This window comes from Algibacter luteus, assembly GCF_030344935.1.
Classification (GTDB): Bacteria; Bacteroidota; Bacteroidia; order Flavobacteriales; family Flavobacteriaceae; genus Arenitalea; species Arenitalea lutea.
Genome location: NZ_CP128313.1, coordinates 31,080 through 47,765, shown reverse-complemented (window position 1 = coordinate 47,765; position 16,686 = coordinate 31,080). Strand labels below are relative to the sequence as shown.

The window sequence follows — 16,686 nt, the reverse complement described above, 5'->3', positions numbered from 1 at the left end:
CAGCCCGAGGAAGGAGGAGCGAGGACTTGTAACGGATAGCCCGACCCTTGGGGAACGCCCAAAATAGTGTTTATAATGTTTTAGAGTGGTTTTTTGTCTATTTTTGCAGTGTTATGCAAGAGTTAAAACTTTCTAGTTGGTTACCTACCACAAACAAAGAGGTGAAAATTCGCGGTTGGGATGCGCTAGACGTTATATTGTTTAGTGGCGATGCTTACGTTGACCATCCAACATTTGGGCCTGCAGTAATTGGCCGTTTGTTAGAAAGTTTTGGATTACGTGTTGCTATTGTGCCTCAACCCAATGTGAACGATAATCTTCAGGATTTCGTAAAACTAGGTGCGCCGAAACTGTTTTTTGGAGTTACTGGTGGTTGTATGGACCCTATGATTAGTAATTATACGGCTAGTAAAAAACGACGTGATAAAGATGCTTACACGCCCAACGGCGATATTGGGTTTAGACCTGATTATGCGACTACGGTATATTCGAATATTTTAAAAGAAAAATGGCCTGATGTTCCGGTTTTAATTGGTGGTATTGAGGCTTCTTTAAGACGTGTTACCCATTATGATTATTGGAGCGATAAATTAATGCCAACTATTTTAGAAAGCTCTAAAGCAGATATGCTGGTATATGGCATGGGTGAGCAACCGTTACGCGAAGTGGTACGTTTATTGCAAAAAGGTGTGCCATTTAGCAGTATAACAACGGTAAACCAAACAGCGGTTTTGATGGATGCCGATGCTAAAATACCGAAGAATAGTAATTGGGAAGATGTTGAAATAGTATCGCATGAAGTTTGTTTACAGGATAAGAAGAAGTATGCTTCTAATTTTAAAATTATAGAGCAGGAGAGTAATAAGTTGGCTGCTCGACGTATTTTCCAGAAGGTAGGTAATAAAACGCTGATGATTAATCCGCCATATCCTACTATGACTGAGGAAGAGATTGATGCGTCTTTTGATTTGCCTTACACGCGATTACCCCACCCGAAATACAATAAGCGTGGACCTATTCCAGCTTATGAAATGATAAAATTTTCCATCAATATTCATAGAGGGTGTTTTGGTGGTTGTAGTTTTTGTACCATATCTGCGCACCAAGGCAAATTTATTGCGTCTCGTAGTCAGGAATCTATTTTAAAGGAAGTGGATACGGTGGCTAATATGCCTGATTTTAAGGGGTATTTGTCTGATATTGGAGGCCCGAGTGCGAATATGTACAAAATGAAAGGAAAAATACAGTCTATATGCGATAAGTGTGTGGCACCAAGTTGTATTTCGCCAGTAATTTGTAGCAATCTTGATACGTCTCATAAGCCTTTAACGGAGCTATATCAAGCCGTAGATAATCACCCAAAAGTTAAAAAGTCTTTTATTGGTTCAGGTATTCGACATGATATGCTCGTACCAGAATTTAATAAAAATGCAGACCCGAAAGAATTAGACGATTATACCGAAGAGGTGATGACGAAGCACGTTTCGGGAAGACTTAAAGTAGCACCAGAACACACCAGCGACCCGGTATTGAAATTAATGCGTAAACCATCATTTAGCTATTTTCATAAGTTTAAGGAGCGTTTTGATAAGATTAATGTTGCCAAAGGCTTGAAGCTGCAATTGATACCTTATTTTATTTCGAATCATCCGGCTTGTGAAGCTGAAGACATGGCAAATCTTGCTGCCGAAACTAAAGATATGGGTTTCCAGTTAGAGCAAGTGCAAGGTTTTACCCCTACACCAATGACCGTGGCTACTGTAATTTATTACAGTGGTTACCATCCGTATACGCTTAAAAAAGTAAATACACCTAAAACGCGAAAAGAAAAAGAGGAACAACACCGTTTTTTCTTTTGGTATAAAGATGAAAATAAAGCGTGGATAAAAAATACATTGAATAAATTAGGACGCCAAGATTTATTGGATGTACTTCTTCCTGCTAAAAACGAAAAGTGGCGTAAAAATAAGCCTAAAGGTGAAGCCAAAAACACTTTTGATGATGCAGTGCCTTTTAATCAAAGAAAAAAGAAAGTTAAGTACAAAAAGAAACGCTAATAATTCGATGAATTGGTTTTAATGCGCCTCCAACCAATTATCACCAGTATCTAAATCCACATCAAGTGGTACATCTAATTTGAAAGCATTTTCCATTTCAGATTTTACTAAAGTTTTAATGGCTTCAAGCTCTGGTTTGTACACATCAAAAACCAATTCATCATGAACCTGTAATAGCATTTTGGTTTTAAAATTGCCGTCTTGGAGTTTGTTGTAAATATGAATCATGGCAATTTTAATAATATCGGCTGCACTTCCTTGAATAGGCGCATTTACTGCATTACGTTCGGCAGCACCGCGAACTACAGCATTTCTAGAGTTAATGTCTTTTAAGTACCTGCGACGCCCTAATACGGTTTGCACATACCCGTTATCTCGAGCAAAATCGACTTGCTCATGAATAAAACTTCTCAGTTTTGGATAAGTAGCATAATAAGTGTCAATTAAATCTTTAGCTTCACTTCGTGATAAATCGGTTTGATTACTTAATCCGAAGGCAGATACACCATATATAATTCCGAAATTTACGGTTTTAGCATTACCACGTTGCTCTCGTGTCACCTCGTTTAAAGGCACGTTAAATACTTTTGAAGCTGTAGATGCGTGAATATCTTCGCCATTTTTAAAGGCTTCAATCATGGTTTCTTCTTGACTTAAAGCCGCTATTATGCGTAATTCTATTTGCGAATAATCGGCAGCTAACAAGGTGTATTCTTCATTTCTAGGGATGAATGCTTTACGCACTTGTCTACCACGTTCGGTCCTAATTGGGATGTTCTGTAAATTGGGGTTATTACTACTTAATCTTCCTGTAGCAGCAACGGTTTGCATATAATCGGTATGTACACGACCTGTACTTTCTTCAACCTGAAGCGGTAAAGCGTCAACATAGGTGCTTTTTAATTTGGCTAGTCCGCGGTATTCTAAAATATCTTTAATGATGTCGTGCTCTTTAGCTAAATACGACAAGATATCTTCTGAGGTTGCGTATTGTCCGGTTTTAGTTTTCTTAGGTTTATCAACCAACTTTAATTTTTCAAAAAGAATTATTCCTAGTTGTTTTGGTGATGCGATATTGAATTCTTCACCAGCAGCAGCATAAATTCGTTGTTCAAGATTTAAAATATCATTATTCAATTCTTCAGATAATGAGTTCAAGAAGTCTTTATCTAGATTTATACCTTCTAACTCCATAGCTGCTAAAACACGCAGTAGCGGAATTTCAATATCATCAAATAATTTTTGAGTATTGGCTTCGCCTAATTCATTTTTAAAATGCTCTTTAAGCTGAAGGGTGATGTCGGCATCTTCAACGGCATATTCAGTTTGTTTTTCCAGAGGAACATCGCGCATTGACAATTGGTTTTTACCTTTTTTGCCAATTAAAGTTTCAATTGAAATGGGTGTGTAATTCAAATAAGTTTCGGCAAGCACATCCATATTATGACGCATATCTGGATTGATGAGGTAGTGTGCCAACATGGTATCAAACAATTTGCCTTTTACTTGTACATTATATTTTGCCAGAACTTTTATGTCGTATTTTAAATTTTGACCTACTTTTTCAATGGATTCACTTTCAAAAAACGGACGCAGTTGCTCGATCAGTTCTTGTGCTTCATCTTTGTTTTCTGGAAATGGCAAATAAAATCCTTTGCCAATTTCCCAAGAAAACGCAATACCAACTAATTCGGCTGTTAATGGGTTTAATCCTGTGGTTTCGGTATCAAAACACACCGAAGTTTGACTTAGTAAATTCTTTATAAACAACTTGGTAGCCATTCCAGGAGTCACACTTTGGTAGAAGTGGGAAGTGGTTTCCGCAGTTTTTCGGGTATATTCATTAATCGTTTCTGTTTGGCTTGAAGGGTCTGCTCCGAATAATGAAAACTGTCCTGCTCCGGCCGATTTTATCTCTTTGGGAGTCGATGCTGTTTCAGTTTTCGGACTTGTTGTTGTATTTTGATTTGATGCGTTATCAGTTGTTTCAGTGGCAAAGGTCTTTAAAAAATTGTCGGTCAATCTTCTAAATTCTAATTCTTGAAATATTTCTTTAACCTTTTCAATATCCGGATGATCGAGTTCAAAATCTTTTGCATTAAATTCAACCGGAACATCCAGCATGATGGTAGCTAATTTTTTAGAAAGCATACCTAATTCTTTGGAAGCTTCAACTTTTTCCTTCATTTTACCTTTCAGTTGGTCTGTGTTGGCTAATAACCCTTCCATACTGCCAAATTGAGCAATGAATTTTTTAGCAGTTTTTTCACCAACTCCAGGAAGCCCAGGAATATTATCACTGGAATCTCCCATCATGCCTAAAAAGTCAATAACCTGCATAGGGTCTTCAACTTCAAATTTTTTCTTAACTTCAGGGATGCCCCAAGTTTCATAACCACCACCAAAAACAGGGCGGTACATAAAAATATTATCGGTAACTAATTGTGCAAAATCTTTATCGGGCGTAACCATATACGTTTTATACCCTTCTTTTTCAGCTTGTCTTGAGAGTGTTCCAATTACATCATCGGCTTCATATCCATCTTTAACCATAATAGGAATGTGCATGGCTTTCAAAATGTTGTAAATATGCGGAACAGCCGTTTTTATACCTTCGGGTGTTTCGTCTCTATTGGCTTTGTAATCCTCATACATTTCAACACGATCGGCACTTCCACCTTTGTCAAAACATACTGCTAAATGGTCTGGGCGCTCTCGTTTAATTACATCTAACAATGAGTTCATGAAACCCATAATAGCCGAAGTATCTTCACCTTTAGAGTTAATTCGAGGGTTTTTTATAAAAGCATAATAGCCGCGAAAAATTAAGGCATAAGCATCTACTAAAAAAAGGCGTTTTTGATCTGACATTGGTTTAATTTTGAAAGAAAACCAAAGCTACGAAAAGTTAAGCTTAAATCATGAAATTAGTCATTTCTATTTCTGGTTTTTGATTATAATTTCTTAACTATAAGTTAAATAAAACTAACATGTAAAGTAATTTTTTAGAATACCGTTATCTTTGAATAAAAAAGAAAATGCTTCGTTGGGTCATATTTATTTTATTTTATCTTTTTATTAGTTTTTATGGGTTTCAGGCTATTAAAGCTGTAACTAAAAATGTATGGATTCACTATGTATTCATCCTAATAGCCCTTATAATTGCGGGTAATTTTATTGTTCAGTTCACGGTATATTCAGAAGGGCGTGTATTAAACCCTGCTAAAAGTTACGCGTTTGGATTGTTACTAGCTTTTATGTCTTTTAATTTGGTTTTAGTACCAATACTTTTAGGAGAAGATATCTTAAGGTTCATTTTAGGTATTTACGATAAGCTTGTAACAAAAAACGAGAGTTTTTACATACCATCCAGACGTAAGTTTGTAAGCCAAATAGCTTTAGGTTTAGCGGCTATACCTTTAAGTTCTTTATTGTACGGTATGTATCGCGGAAAATACCGATTTAGAGTTTTAAATTACACACTGCATTTTGAAGACTTACCAGAAGCGTTTGATGGGTATAGAATTACGCAAATTAGTGATATCCATTCAGGTAGTTTTGATAACAGAGAGAAGATTGAGTACGGTGTAAACCTTATAAACAAACAAGAGTCTGATGCCATTTTGTTCACAGGTGATTTAGTTAACAACAAGTCTTCCGAAATGGAACCATGGAAAGAGCTTTTTGGTAAACTATCAGCTAAAGATGGGGTATACTCTGTTTTAGGAAATCATGATTATGGCGATTATGTGAGTTGGCCATCTTCTGAAGCTAAAGCTGAAAATTTTCAACATTTAATTCAATTACAACAAAGTATGGGCTTTGATTTACTTTTAAATGAAAGTAGATTTATTGAAAAAAACGGACAACGTATCGCTATTGTGGGTGTTGAAAACTGGGGAAAAGGTGGATTTAAAAAGGCGGGCGATTTAAAAAAAGCGGCCCAAAACGTAAATGCTAACGATTTTAAAATCCTACTGAGTCACGATCCTTCACATTGGGAAGACGAGGTTATTAAAGATGATTACCATTACCATTTAACCTTAAGCGGGCACACACATGGTATGCAATTTGGCATAGAAATTCCAGGTTGGATTAAATGGAGTCCGGTAAAATGGCGCTATAAATACTGGGCGGGGATATACAAAGAAATGGGCCAATACATAAATGTAAACCGAGGTTTTGGTTATATAGGCTACCCAGGGCGAGTTGGAATTTGGCCAGAAATTACAGTTATAGAACTTAAAAAAGGCACAAATAATGCATAATTGTCTAGAAATGCTATATTTGTAAGAGTGCATCCTATTAAAAAACAATAAAGTATGTCTAAATTTGGAGAACTAATAGATGTAGAAATTCCTGTTTTATTAGATTTTTACACCGAATGGAGTGATCAGTCTGAGCCTATGCACCTTGTTTTACGCGATGTAGCAGCAGCATTAGGAGATAAGGCAAAGGTTATTAAAATTGATGTTGAAAAAAATCAAGAATTGGCCGATGCACTGCGCGTAAAAACTCTACCCACACTAATTATCTATAAAGATGGCGAAATGAAATGGCGCCAAAGCGGTGAGCAAGATGCTAACACACTAATTAGTATCATTCAAGAATACATCTGAATTTTTTAGAAACTTATTTGGGAGTTGCCAAAATGGTCGGGCTTTAGTTGGCATATATTTTGAATTATGGAAATCATGAATACAAATATTTCACTACTCTCCCGATAATAATCGAGATTAAACAAACTGTTCAATACCTGACGCCAAACTGAATATCAAATACCCTTTAAAGATTTAAAGGCATATCCTTTACTCGAAAAATATTCTAAAACTTTAGGTAATGCGTATTGCATGTTCTTTGAAGCTTTAACGCTGTCATGAAAAACAACAATACTACCGTTCGTTGCTTTATCAACTACGTTTTTATAACATACTTCAGGATTTACGTCTTGGTCCCAATCAAAAGATAAAACATCCCACATAATTATTTTATAATTTAATGCTAGGAGGTTTTTACCTTGCTTCGGTGTTATTTGCCCGTAAGGCGGTCTAAAAAGATTTGTAACCAATAATTCCTGATTTGTCAGCTCAGAAGTTTGAACTTGTGATTTACTTATTGGGATATGTTTTTTCAGAATGGATTCACAAGAAGCAATATTCTTAATATAATCTTGGGCTTTCGTTTTCCAGCCTTTAATATGATTTTGTGTATGGTTACCAATAGCATGCCCATCATTTAATATATTTTGAAATATATCAGGATGTTTTTCAATATTGTTTCCAATACAAAAAAAGGTGGCTTTAGCGCTGTACTGTTTTAATGTATTTAAGGTCCAGTTAGTAATCTCAGGAGTTGGACCATCATCAAAAGTTAAATAAATAATTTTATTAGATGTTGCAATGTCCCAAACATAATTTGGGAACATTTTTTTTGCAACAACTGGTGTTTTTATAGGAGTTAAGGTCATGCCTTAGGTCTATTCATTTACGCTATCACTTTCAAAAGGAACGCCACTATCCACAGGAATATCAATATCAGTTCTTATAGTATCTTCAGGTTCATCTTCACCATAAAAATGATTAAATGCTCTTAAGTAATTATTAAAGATTTCGCCTTCAGTTTGCGCAAAATCAATATCGTATCGTATTAAAACATCAACCAAGCCTTTATAGCGTTGTATATCCGTATAAATTTCCTCAAAATAACGCTCTTGATTATCAATTTTTAAACTACCGTAGTAAGACAGGTTTTCTTGGTATTTATTAGCCACCTCTTTAAATAATTGTTGAGCTTTTTCTTTGTTGCCAACTTCGTAATATGCACCAATAAAAGGCTCTAATAGGGTGTAATATCCAAAGTATTCTACTGGCATGTTATCCATGGCAATATCAGCAACTTCTTCTGCCTTATCAAGTTTTCCTTCGTTTATTAATTGCTCTGTTAAACGTGCCAAATTACCTCTGTAGGTAATTGAGTTTTTACGTGTTTCTACGTCGTGATAAATGTCTGGGCTCCCACTATTTCCCCAATCCCAATTTTTTACTTTTTCATACATTAAATCACTATCTACACGTCCCATATCAAAAGGGTTAGCTCTATCTACAGGGGTTTTAATTGGTACCAGTTTGTAACACATACCGTCTAATTGAAGATAGTCTTTCATCCAGATATAGTCATCATCACCAAAGCTCCCGCCAGTAAAATAAATAGGACGTTTCCAATCGTTATTGGCAACAATATCTAACATCAACAATCGGTTTTTATAAAGTGCGCCACCAGAAACTTTAATGTCTATATGCGGAACAATTTTATCTGCATCTTCAGGTTTTACAATTCCCGATTTTAAAGCATTCTCTTTATTTACAGGAATTCGTAAATATGGCGTTGGCATATAAGTTGCATTGGCATCCTGATTTCTAACATTTGCCATATCAATTCCTCGTTGTTCTAAAACGTATTTATATTTTGTTTTTGGATTGTTGCTGGCAACAAAATCCAAAAACTTTTTCACTTCCAAAGTATCATTAATTACAGGTTGAATAATGATATAATCATTCGTACCATATTGGTATAAATCGTGAGTTAATTGAGATGGGACGGGGTCGCTCTCGTAAGCTTTTCGCTTCATCTGGTCGATATACCAATCCGTTTGAAATAAACTCGTATTAACAACACGCACGTCGGTTCTATAGCCTTCAATTTCTTGAGCATACCAAAGCGCAAACGTATCATTATCTCCAATAGTAAATAAAATGGCGTTTTCAGCACAAGAGTCTAGATACATTTTTGCCATAGCTCTGGCTGTGTATTTGCCAGATCGGTCGTGGTCATCCCAATTGTTGGCTACTAAAATGCCAGGAACCAGAATTAAACAGGTGATTGTGGTAGCGGTTGCAATGATTTTTTTTGAAGCGTATTTTTTAAGAGTATCGTAAATAGCATAAACTCCAAAACCAATCCAAAGTGCAAATACATAAAATGAACCTACAACCGAGTAGTCTCGCTCTCGAGGCTCAAAAGGTCGCACATTGGTGTAAACTTGAATTGCTATTCCTGTAAACAGGAAAAACACAAGCATGACCCAAAACAGTTTTTTGTCCTTATTAAATAAAAAGAAAAACCCAATTAGGCCTAATATCAAAGGCAGTAAATAGTATGTGTTTCTGGCCTTATTGTTTTTAACATCGCTCGGTAAATTGTCTTGCGAAACGCCTAAGTGCCATTCATCAAGAGGTTTTATACCGGTAATCCAATTACCATGGTTGTCATATCGTCCTTGAATGTCATCTTGCCTACCGGCAAAATTCCACATAAAATAACGCCAATACATATAGCCTAATTGATATTCAAATAAGTAAGCAATATTGCTCGCTAAAGATGGTTTTTCAATATCTATGTATTCTTTAAACTGTTTTAAAAAGGCGTTGTAGTCTTCATAATCAACATTTCCTTGATTAACATCATTTCTAAAATTTGAAATTGCAGTTATTAGCTCATTTTCCATGGCATATTCTGGCTTCAACTTAAAGTTTAAATAACCAGAAAACATCATATAATTTTCGGCATGTTCAGCACTCCACATTCTTGGAAGTATAGATGCGTGTTCAGAGTTGTAGTTTTGTTTGGCGTTTTTCCAATCGTTAACCACTACATATTTGCCTTTTTCTTCGTCCTTTTCGTATTTAGGTTTGTCATCTACATAAGGGTTGTTTTCATCCAAATACGCATATTGGTCTGTAAACTGCGGGCCAAAAAACAAATGTGTTTCTGGATATTGTTCTAAATTATAATAGGCCAATAATTCTCTGGCACTAGACGGGTTGTTTTCATTAATAACCACATTAGCATTAGCACGTATTGGTAGCATTAACCATGTTGAAAACCCTATAATTACAAAGGTTAAACAAAGTATGCCTGTATTTAAATGTGTGTAGTTTTTTTTACGAGTATATCTTAAAGCATAGGCTATAATAGCCACGAGAGCAATACCTGCAATTATAGAACCCGAGTTAAATGGTAAGCCTACAGAGTTCACAAAAAACAACTCAAAAGCACTAAAAACTCTTAAGATATTAGGAGCTAATAGCTTAAAAACAAATAATAAAACACCAACTGATACCACATTAGCTATAATAAAATTTTGAATAGTTACGGTTTTGTAATTTTTAAAGAAATAGATAAGTCCAATGGCAGGAATGGTTAATAATCCCATAAAATGTACACCAAACGAGAGCCCAATAACAAAGGCTATTAAAATTAACCAACGATTTCCACGCGGTTTGTCCATGTCTTGTTCCCAACGAAGAGCGAGCCAAAATAATATCGACATTATTAATGTTGCCATGGCATAAACTTCCGTTTCTACGGCATTAAACCAAAAAGAATCTGTAAAGGCAAAAGCTAAACTACCTACTAATCCGCTACCTAAAACAGCTATAGTTTTACCAGCAGACATGTTTTTATCTCCAACTAACTTTTTAAGGAGTAATGTAATGGTCCAAAACATAAACAGAATGGTAAATGCACTGGCTACGGCACTCATCATATTCATCATGAAACCAACTTGCGAAGGTTCAAAAGCAAACATCGAGAAAAAGGCACCCATCATTTGAAACAGTGGTGCTCCTGGAGGATGACCAACTTGTAACTTAGCAGAAGTTAATATGTATTCGCCCGCATCCCAGAAACTTACAGTGGGTTCAACGGTTAAGCTGTATGTTATTAGCGCTATTAAAAAAGAGAACCACCCTAAAATAGTGTTCCATTTTTTATAGTTTAATTGTGCCATTGGTATCAAATTTTATTTGCTTTGGCGAATTTAACAATAAATATGAAACGACACATAACTATTTAGTTTGTCTTAACATATACCAAAAAAGCCCATTTGTTTTAAAAACATGCATTCTTGATGATTATTTTTTAAAAAATACTTGTGCAAAGAAAATTTTGTTATAAATTTGCCACCTCATAAAAAGAATGGCCTATGGTGTAACTGGCAACACGTCTGGTTTTGGTCCAGAAGAGTCTAGGTTCGAGCCCTAGTAGGCCAACTTTAAAAAATGAAACCCTTACTATTTTAGTAAGGGTTTTTTATTTTGAAACCATTTGGTTTTGAGTGAATTAAATCTTAAAAGTAATCACAGGCCGTTTAGCATGATTCACCAAATCTTCACTAATACTACCATTAAAGAAATGCGAAATGCCTTGTCTTCCATGGGTGCTCATTGCTATGACATCGGCATGAATAGACTCGGAAAAATTCATAATTCCTTTTTCAATAGTAACATCGTTATAGATGTTTGTTGTGAAATTTGAAAAATTGGTTGAGGAAGCCAAGTTTTGCATGCGCTTATTCGCAAGGTCAGAAGTAATAAATTTATTTGGTGTGTTTACCAATAATAAATGCACTTTAGCCTTAAAAATTTCAGCAAATGCTAAAGCCTTTTTGTACGCGCTTTTGTTTTCTTCTTGAAAATCAGAAGCGAAAACTATATTATTCACTTTAAAAGATAAGTGTTCCTTTTTAACTACTAGAATAGGGACCTCAGAAGTTCTTACTACTTTTTCTGTATTACTTCCTATTAGCATTTCTTTTAAACCGCTTACGCCGTTTGAACCCATAACTACTAAATCGATATTATGTTTATTACAGGCATGAAAAACACCCTTAAAGATTTCGTTGAAGTCTACAGTTTCATGAACAACAATACCGTCTAGATAGCTGCTATTCATAATGTTTTCAAACTTTCTATGTGCAAGTTTCATGAAAAATACCGCTTCAGGTAAATCGCTTCGCGAACTCATTGGGTCGATTTCGTTTAACGGAATTTCTAAAATGTGCAGCAAATAAATTTCAGCGCCATGGGCCTTGGCTAATTGCGCTGCAACTTTCAAAGCGTTTTCAGCTTGCTCAGAAAAGTCAGTTGGTACAAGTATTTTTTTCATAACAGTAAATTTGAGTGTATCTAAATTTATGAAATTTTACTTTAAAAACCGATAAAATATTATATATTTGCACCGTTGAAAGGCGAAATTAAAGATATGAGGGGACGGAAAGTCCCCTCTTTTTATACTTAAAATGTTTAAAAATAAAGTTACAGAATTACTTGACACTGCGTTAATTGAAAGACCAGATTTATTCTTAATTGATTTTACTATCAATTCTGAAAACCATATTAAAGTAATTATAGATGGAGATCACGGTGTTTTAGTTGAAGACTGCATGTTTATTAGTAGAGCCATTGAACATAATTTAGATAGAGAAGAAGAAGATTTTTCCTTAGAAGTTATGTCGGCAGGAGCAGCATCACCATTAACACATAAACGACAGTATAAAAAAAATCTTGAAAGAACGCTTAAAGTAAGAACAGCCTCTGAAAAAATTGAAGGAAAGCTTACAAAAGCAACCGAAGATAATATCACATTAGAGTGGAAAGTTAGAGAACCTAAACCAGTTGGTAAGGGGAAAGTAACTGTTAATAAGGAAGCAGATGTTCCTTACGAAAATATTGTAGAAGCTAAAGTTATGATTAAATTTTAATTTAAAGAGTTATGGAAAATATCGCGTTAATTGAATCTTTTTCAGAATTCAAAGACGATAAGCTAATTGACAGAGTAACGTTAATGGCAATCTTAGAAGATGTATTTAGAAGCGCCCTTAAAAAAAAGTATGGCGATGATGATAATTTTGATATCATTGTAAATCCAGACAAAGGGGATTTAGAAATATGGAGAAACAGGGTTGTTGTTGCCGATGGAGAAGTTGAAGAGCCTAATCAAGAAATTTCATTAACAGAAGCTCGAAAAATTGAGCCTGATTTTGAAGTTGGAGAAGATGTATCTGAAGAAGTAAAATTAATTGACTTAGGAAGACGTGCTATTTTAGCATTACGTCAAAACCTAATCTCTAAAATTCACGAGCACGATAATACCATTATCTACAAGCAATTTAAAGATTTAGTAGGAGAAATTTACACGGCAGAAGTACATCATATTCGTCATAGAGCAGTTATTTTGTTGGATGACGAAGGCAATGAAATCGTATTGCCAAAAGACAAACAAATACCTTCAGATTTTTTCAGAAAAGGAGATAATGTAAGAGGTGTTATTGATAGTGTTGAGCTTAAAGGTGCAAAACCAACAATAATCATGTCTAGAAGTTCACCTGTGTTCTTGGAAAAGTTATTTGAACAAGAAATTCCAGAAGTGTTTGATGGATTAATTACTATTAAAAATGTTGTGAGAATACCTGGAGAAAAAGCAAAAGTAGCAGTAGATTCTTATGATGATAGAATTGATCCTGTTGGTGCATGTGTTGGTATGAAAGGTTCAAGAATTCACGGTATTGTGCGTGAGTTAGGAAACGAAAATATTGATGTTATTAATTATACCAATAACTTACAATTATTTATTACACGAGCCTTAAGTCCGGCAAGAGTAACATCTATAAAATTAGATGAAGAAAACAAACGAGCAGAAGTGATTCTTAAACCAGAAGAGGTAAGTAAAGCTATTGGTAGAGGCGGACACAATATTCGTTTAGCTGGCCAATTAACCGGCTATGAGATTGATGTATTTAGAGAAGGCGCTGAAGAAGATGTTGAGTTACGCGAGTTCTCTGATGAAATTGAATCTTGGATTATAGATGAGTTTAGTAAAGCAGGATTAGATACTGCGAAAAGTATATTAGAACAAGATCTTGTAGACCTTGTAAAAAGAACAGACTTGGAAGAGGAAACCATCCAAGATGTTATTCGAATTCTAAGAGAAGAGTTTGAAGAATAAAAATTAATAATTCATAATTGCAGGATTTTATGCCAGAATTGGTATAATCCATATATTTGAGTATTTTAAAGGCGATTTATGGCTGAAACAATAAGATTAAATAAAGTATTACGCGAGCTTAATATCTCACTAGACCGTGCTGTAGAATTTTTAGATTCTAAAGGCGTGGAGATTGAGAAGCGTCCCACTACAAAAATTTCTGAAGAAACGTTTAAGATTCTTTCGGATGAATTTGAGACGGACGCTAATAAAAAAATGAAGTCTCAAGAAGTAAGCGAAGCGAAGCTAAAAGAAAAGGAAGATTTGCGTATTAAGCGTGAAAAAGAATTAGAAGCTAAGCAAAAAGAACAAGAAGCCAAAGAAAAAGCGCAGCAAGAAGAAGTTATTAAAGCTTCAAAATCTCTTTCTGGTCCAAAAACTATCGGAAAAATAGACTTAGATTTAAAAAAATCTGATGAAAAATCTGAGCCTGCAGTAGAAACTGTTGTTGAGGAAGTAAAGCAGGCAGAAAAAGTTAAAGCGAAAGTTGATAAAGCTGAAACTGTTAGTAAACCAGAAACTAAGAAAAAGGAAACTTCAGGAACTGAAGCTGACAAGGTAGTTATAGATGGTGAATTGGTTACTCCTGATGAAAAAGTAGAAACCCAATACAAAAAACTTTCAGGTCCAAAAATTGCTGGAGATAAAATTGACTTATCTAAGTTTAATAAGCCTAAAAAGAAAAAAGAAGAAAAGAAAACAGACGCAAAATCATCTGATGCAGGGTCTGCGAATAAAAGAAAGCGTCGTCGTATTAGTAAGGCGGGCGGTCCACAAGACAACAAACCAGGATCGAGAGGTTCAGGAGGAAACGACAGGTTTAAAGGAAAACCAGGTCAAGGTCGTCGTAATGTGGTAAAAGAAGAACCTAGCGAAGAAGATGTTAAAAAACAAGTGCGAGAAACACTTGAAAAACTTCAAGGAAAATCTAGTAAAGGAAAAGGTGCCAAATATAGAAGAGACAAAAGAGATCAACACAGAGAACAAACTGAAATTGATCAGCAGATAGAGGCAGCTGAAAGTAAAATTATAAAAGTAACAGAGTTTGTAACCGCTAGTGAAATGGCGACTATGATGGATGTTGGAGTAACAGAAATTATTTCAGAATGTATGTCATTAGGTATGATGGTTACTATGAATCAGCGTTTAGATGCTGAAACACTTTCTATTGTAGCCGAAGAATTCGGCTATCAAGTAGAGTTTGTTACTGCCGATATCGAAGAATCTATTGAAGTTGTAGAAGATAAACCTGAAGATTTAAAAACACGTGCACCAATAGTTACAGTAATGGGTCATGTTGATCATGGAAAAACTTCGCTTTTAGATTATATACGTGAAGAAAATGTAATCGCAGGTGAATCAGGAGGAATAACTCAGCATATTGGAGCTTACGGCGTTCAATTAGAAAACGGACAAAAAATAGCGTTTTTAGATACACCAGGTCACGAGGCCTTTACAGCAATGCGTGCTCGTGGTGCTCAAGTAACCGATATTGCTATTATTGTTGCTGCTGCCGATGATGATATCATGCCGCAAACCAAAGAGGCTATTTCTCACGCGCAGGCTGCAGGAGTTCCTATTGTATTTGCAATTAATAAAATAGATAAACCAGATGCCAACCCTGACAAAATTAAAGAAGGTTTAGCGCAAATGAACTTATTGGTTGAAGATTGGGGAGGTAAAATTCAATCTCACGATATTTCGGCTAAATTTGGTACTGGTGTAAAAGAATTACTTGAAAAAGTATTGCTAGAAGCAGAATTATTAGAGCTTAAGGCTAACCCAGATAAACCAGCTGTTGGTACAGTTGTAGAGGCATTCTTAGACAAAGGTCGTGGTTATGTGTCTACCATATTAGTGCAAGCTGGAACTTTAAGAGTAGGTGATTACGTTTTAGCAGGCCAGCATAGTGGTAAAATTAAAGCTATGCATGACGAGCGTGGAAAAGATATTGCTGCAGCAGGACCTTCAACACCAGTTTCTATATTAGGATTAGATGGAGCACCACAAGCGGGTGATAAATTTAACGTATTTGCTGATGAACGCGAAGCCAAACAAATTGCCTCTAAACGTGCACAATTACAACGTGAGCAATCTGTAAGAACTCAACGCCATATTACACTAGATGAAATTGGTCGTCGTATTGCTCTAGGTGATTTCCAAGAGTTGAATATTATTCTTAAAGGTGATGTGGATGGTTCGGTTGAAGCCTTAACAGATTCATTCCAAAAATTATCAACAGAAGAGATTCAAGTTAATATTTTACATAAAGGTGTTGGAGCCATTACTGAAAGTGATGTGTTATTAGCTTCGGCTTCAGATGCTATTATTGTAGGATTTAATGTAAGACCAGTAGGAAACGCAAGAATGATTGCCGATAAAGAAGAAATTGATATCCGTACGTATTCTATTATCTACGATGCCATTAACGATCTTAAAGATGCTATGGAAGGTATGTTATCTCCAGAGTTGAAAGAAGAGATTTTAGGTACTGCGGAGATTAGAGAAATATTTAAAGTTTCTAAAATTGGAACTATTGCCGGTTGTATGGTAACTAATGGTAAAATAACGCGTAATGCGGGTATTCGTTTAATACGTGATGGCGTAGTTGTTTATACTGGTGAATTAACATCTTTAAAACGATTTAAAGATGATGCTAAAGAAGTAGCTAAAGGTTACGATTGTGGTATGCAAATTAAAAACTACAACGACATTAAAGAAGGCGATATTATTGAAGCTTTCCATGAAATTGAAGTTAAAAAGAAACTGAAATAAAAGATTATCTTTAAATAAATAAAAAAGCGAC

At 35.3% G+C, this 16,686-nt stretch carries 10 protein-coding genes and 1 tRNA gene; 7 read left to right on the top strand and 4 right to left on the bottom strand.

Annotation, left to right across the window (positions count from 1 at the left end; genetic code table 11):
- The first annotated feature begins 113 nt into the window (after positions 1–113).
- Positions 114–2,057, top strand: coding sequence for a YgiQ family radical SAM protein (locus O5O44_RS00140; protein WP_289195255.1), 1,944 nt, complete (start codon positions 114–116; stop codon positions 2,055–2,057).
- Between the two features lie 18 nt (positions 2,058–2,075).
- On the opposite strand, the gene polA is transcribed toward O5O44_RS00140, so the two are convergent.
- Positions 2,076–4,928 carry a DNA polymerase I gene (gene polA, locus O5O44_RS00135; RefSeq protein WP_289195254.1) on the bottom strand — a complete coding sequence of 951 codons (2,853 nt, stop codon included), beginning with the start codon at positions 4,926–4,928 and terminating at the stop codon, positions 2,076–2,078.
- Positions 4,929–5,095: 167 nt separating this feature from the next.
- Between polA and O5O44_RS00130 the strand changes: the two genes are divergently transcribed.
- A complete protein-coding gene (locus O5O44_RS00130; RefSeq protein WP_289195253.1) occupies positions 5,096–6,325 on the top strand; it encodes a metallophosphoesterase in 1,230 nt (409 codons plus the stop codon).
- Between the two features lie 54 nt (positions 6,326–6,379).
- Entirely contained in the window at positions 6,380–6,676 is a 297-nt protein-coding gene (locus tag O5O44_RS00125) for a thioredoxin family protein (RefSeq protein WP_019386694.1), read from the top strand.
- 155 nt (positions 6,677–6,831) lie between these two features.
- On the opposite strand, the gene O5O44_RS00120 is transcribed toward O5O44_RS00125, so the two are convergent.
- Both O5O44_RS00120 and O5O44_RS00115 read right to left on the bottom strand, forming a co-directional pair.
- Positions 6,832–7,524 (bottom strand): polysaccharide deacetylase family protein, encoded by a 693-nt coding sequence (locus tag O5O44_RS00120; RefSeq protein ID WP_289195252.1) that lies wholly within the window; start codon positions 7,522–7,524, stop codon positions 6,832–6,834.
- A 9-nt stretch (positions 7,525–7,533) separates the two neighbouring features.
- The gene (locus O5O44_RS00115; RefSeq protein ID WP_289195251.1) at positions 7,534–10,845 is read right to left on the bottom strand and encodes a DUF2723 domain-containing protein; all 3,312 of its coding nucleotides are present in this window, start codon (positions 10,843–10,845) and stop codon (positions 7,534–7,536) included.
- Positions 10,846–11,034: 189 nt separating this feature from the next.
- Here O5O44_RS00115 and O5O44_RS00110 point away from each other — a divergent pair.
- Positions 11,035–11,107 (top strand) — tRNA-Gln (locus O5O44_RS00110).
- 70 nt (positions 11,108–11,177) lie between these two features.
- Here the strand turns inward: O5O44_RS00110 and O5O44_RS00105 are convergent.
- Positions 11,178–12,002: a universal stress protein gene (locus tag O5O44_RS00105; RefSeq protein ID WP_289195250.1), complete on the bottom strand. Its 825-nt coding sequence runs from the start codon at positions 12,000–12,002 to the stop codon at positions 11,178–11,180.
- 133 nt (positions 12,003–12,135) lie between these two features.
- On the opposite strand from O5O44_RS00105, the gene rimP reads away from it, so the two are divergent.
- The 3 genes from rimP to infB all read left to right on the top strand — a co-directional run bounded on the left by rimP (position 12,136) and on the right by infB (position 16,655).
- Positions 12,136–12,597 carry a ribosome assembly cofactor RimP gene (gene rimP, locus O5O44_RS00100; RefSeq protein WP_289195249.1) on the top strand — a complete coding sequence of 154 codons (462 nt, stop codon included), beginning with the start codon at positions 12,136–12,138 and terminating at the stop codon, positions 12,595–12,597.
- An 11-nt stretch (positions 12,598–12,608) separates the two neighbouring features.
- Positions 12,609–13,841, top strand: coding sequence for a transcription termination factor NusA (gene nusA / locus O5O44_RS00095; RefSeq protein ID WP_019386689.1), 1,233 nt, complete (start codon positions 12,609–12,611; stop codon positions 13,839–13,841).
- A 78-nt stretch (positions 13,842–13,919) separates the two neighbouring features.
- On the top strand, positions 13,920–16,655 hold the full coding sequence (gene infB / locus O5O44_RS00090; RefSeq protein WP_289195248.1) for a translation initiation factor IF-2: 2,736 nt from the start codon (positions 13,920–13,922) through the stop codon (positions 16,653–16,655).
- The last annotated feature ends 31 nt before the right edge of the window (positions 16,656–16,686 follow it).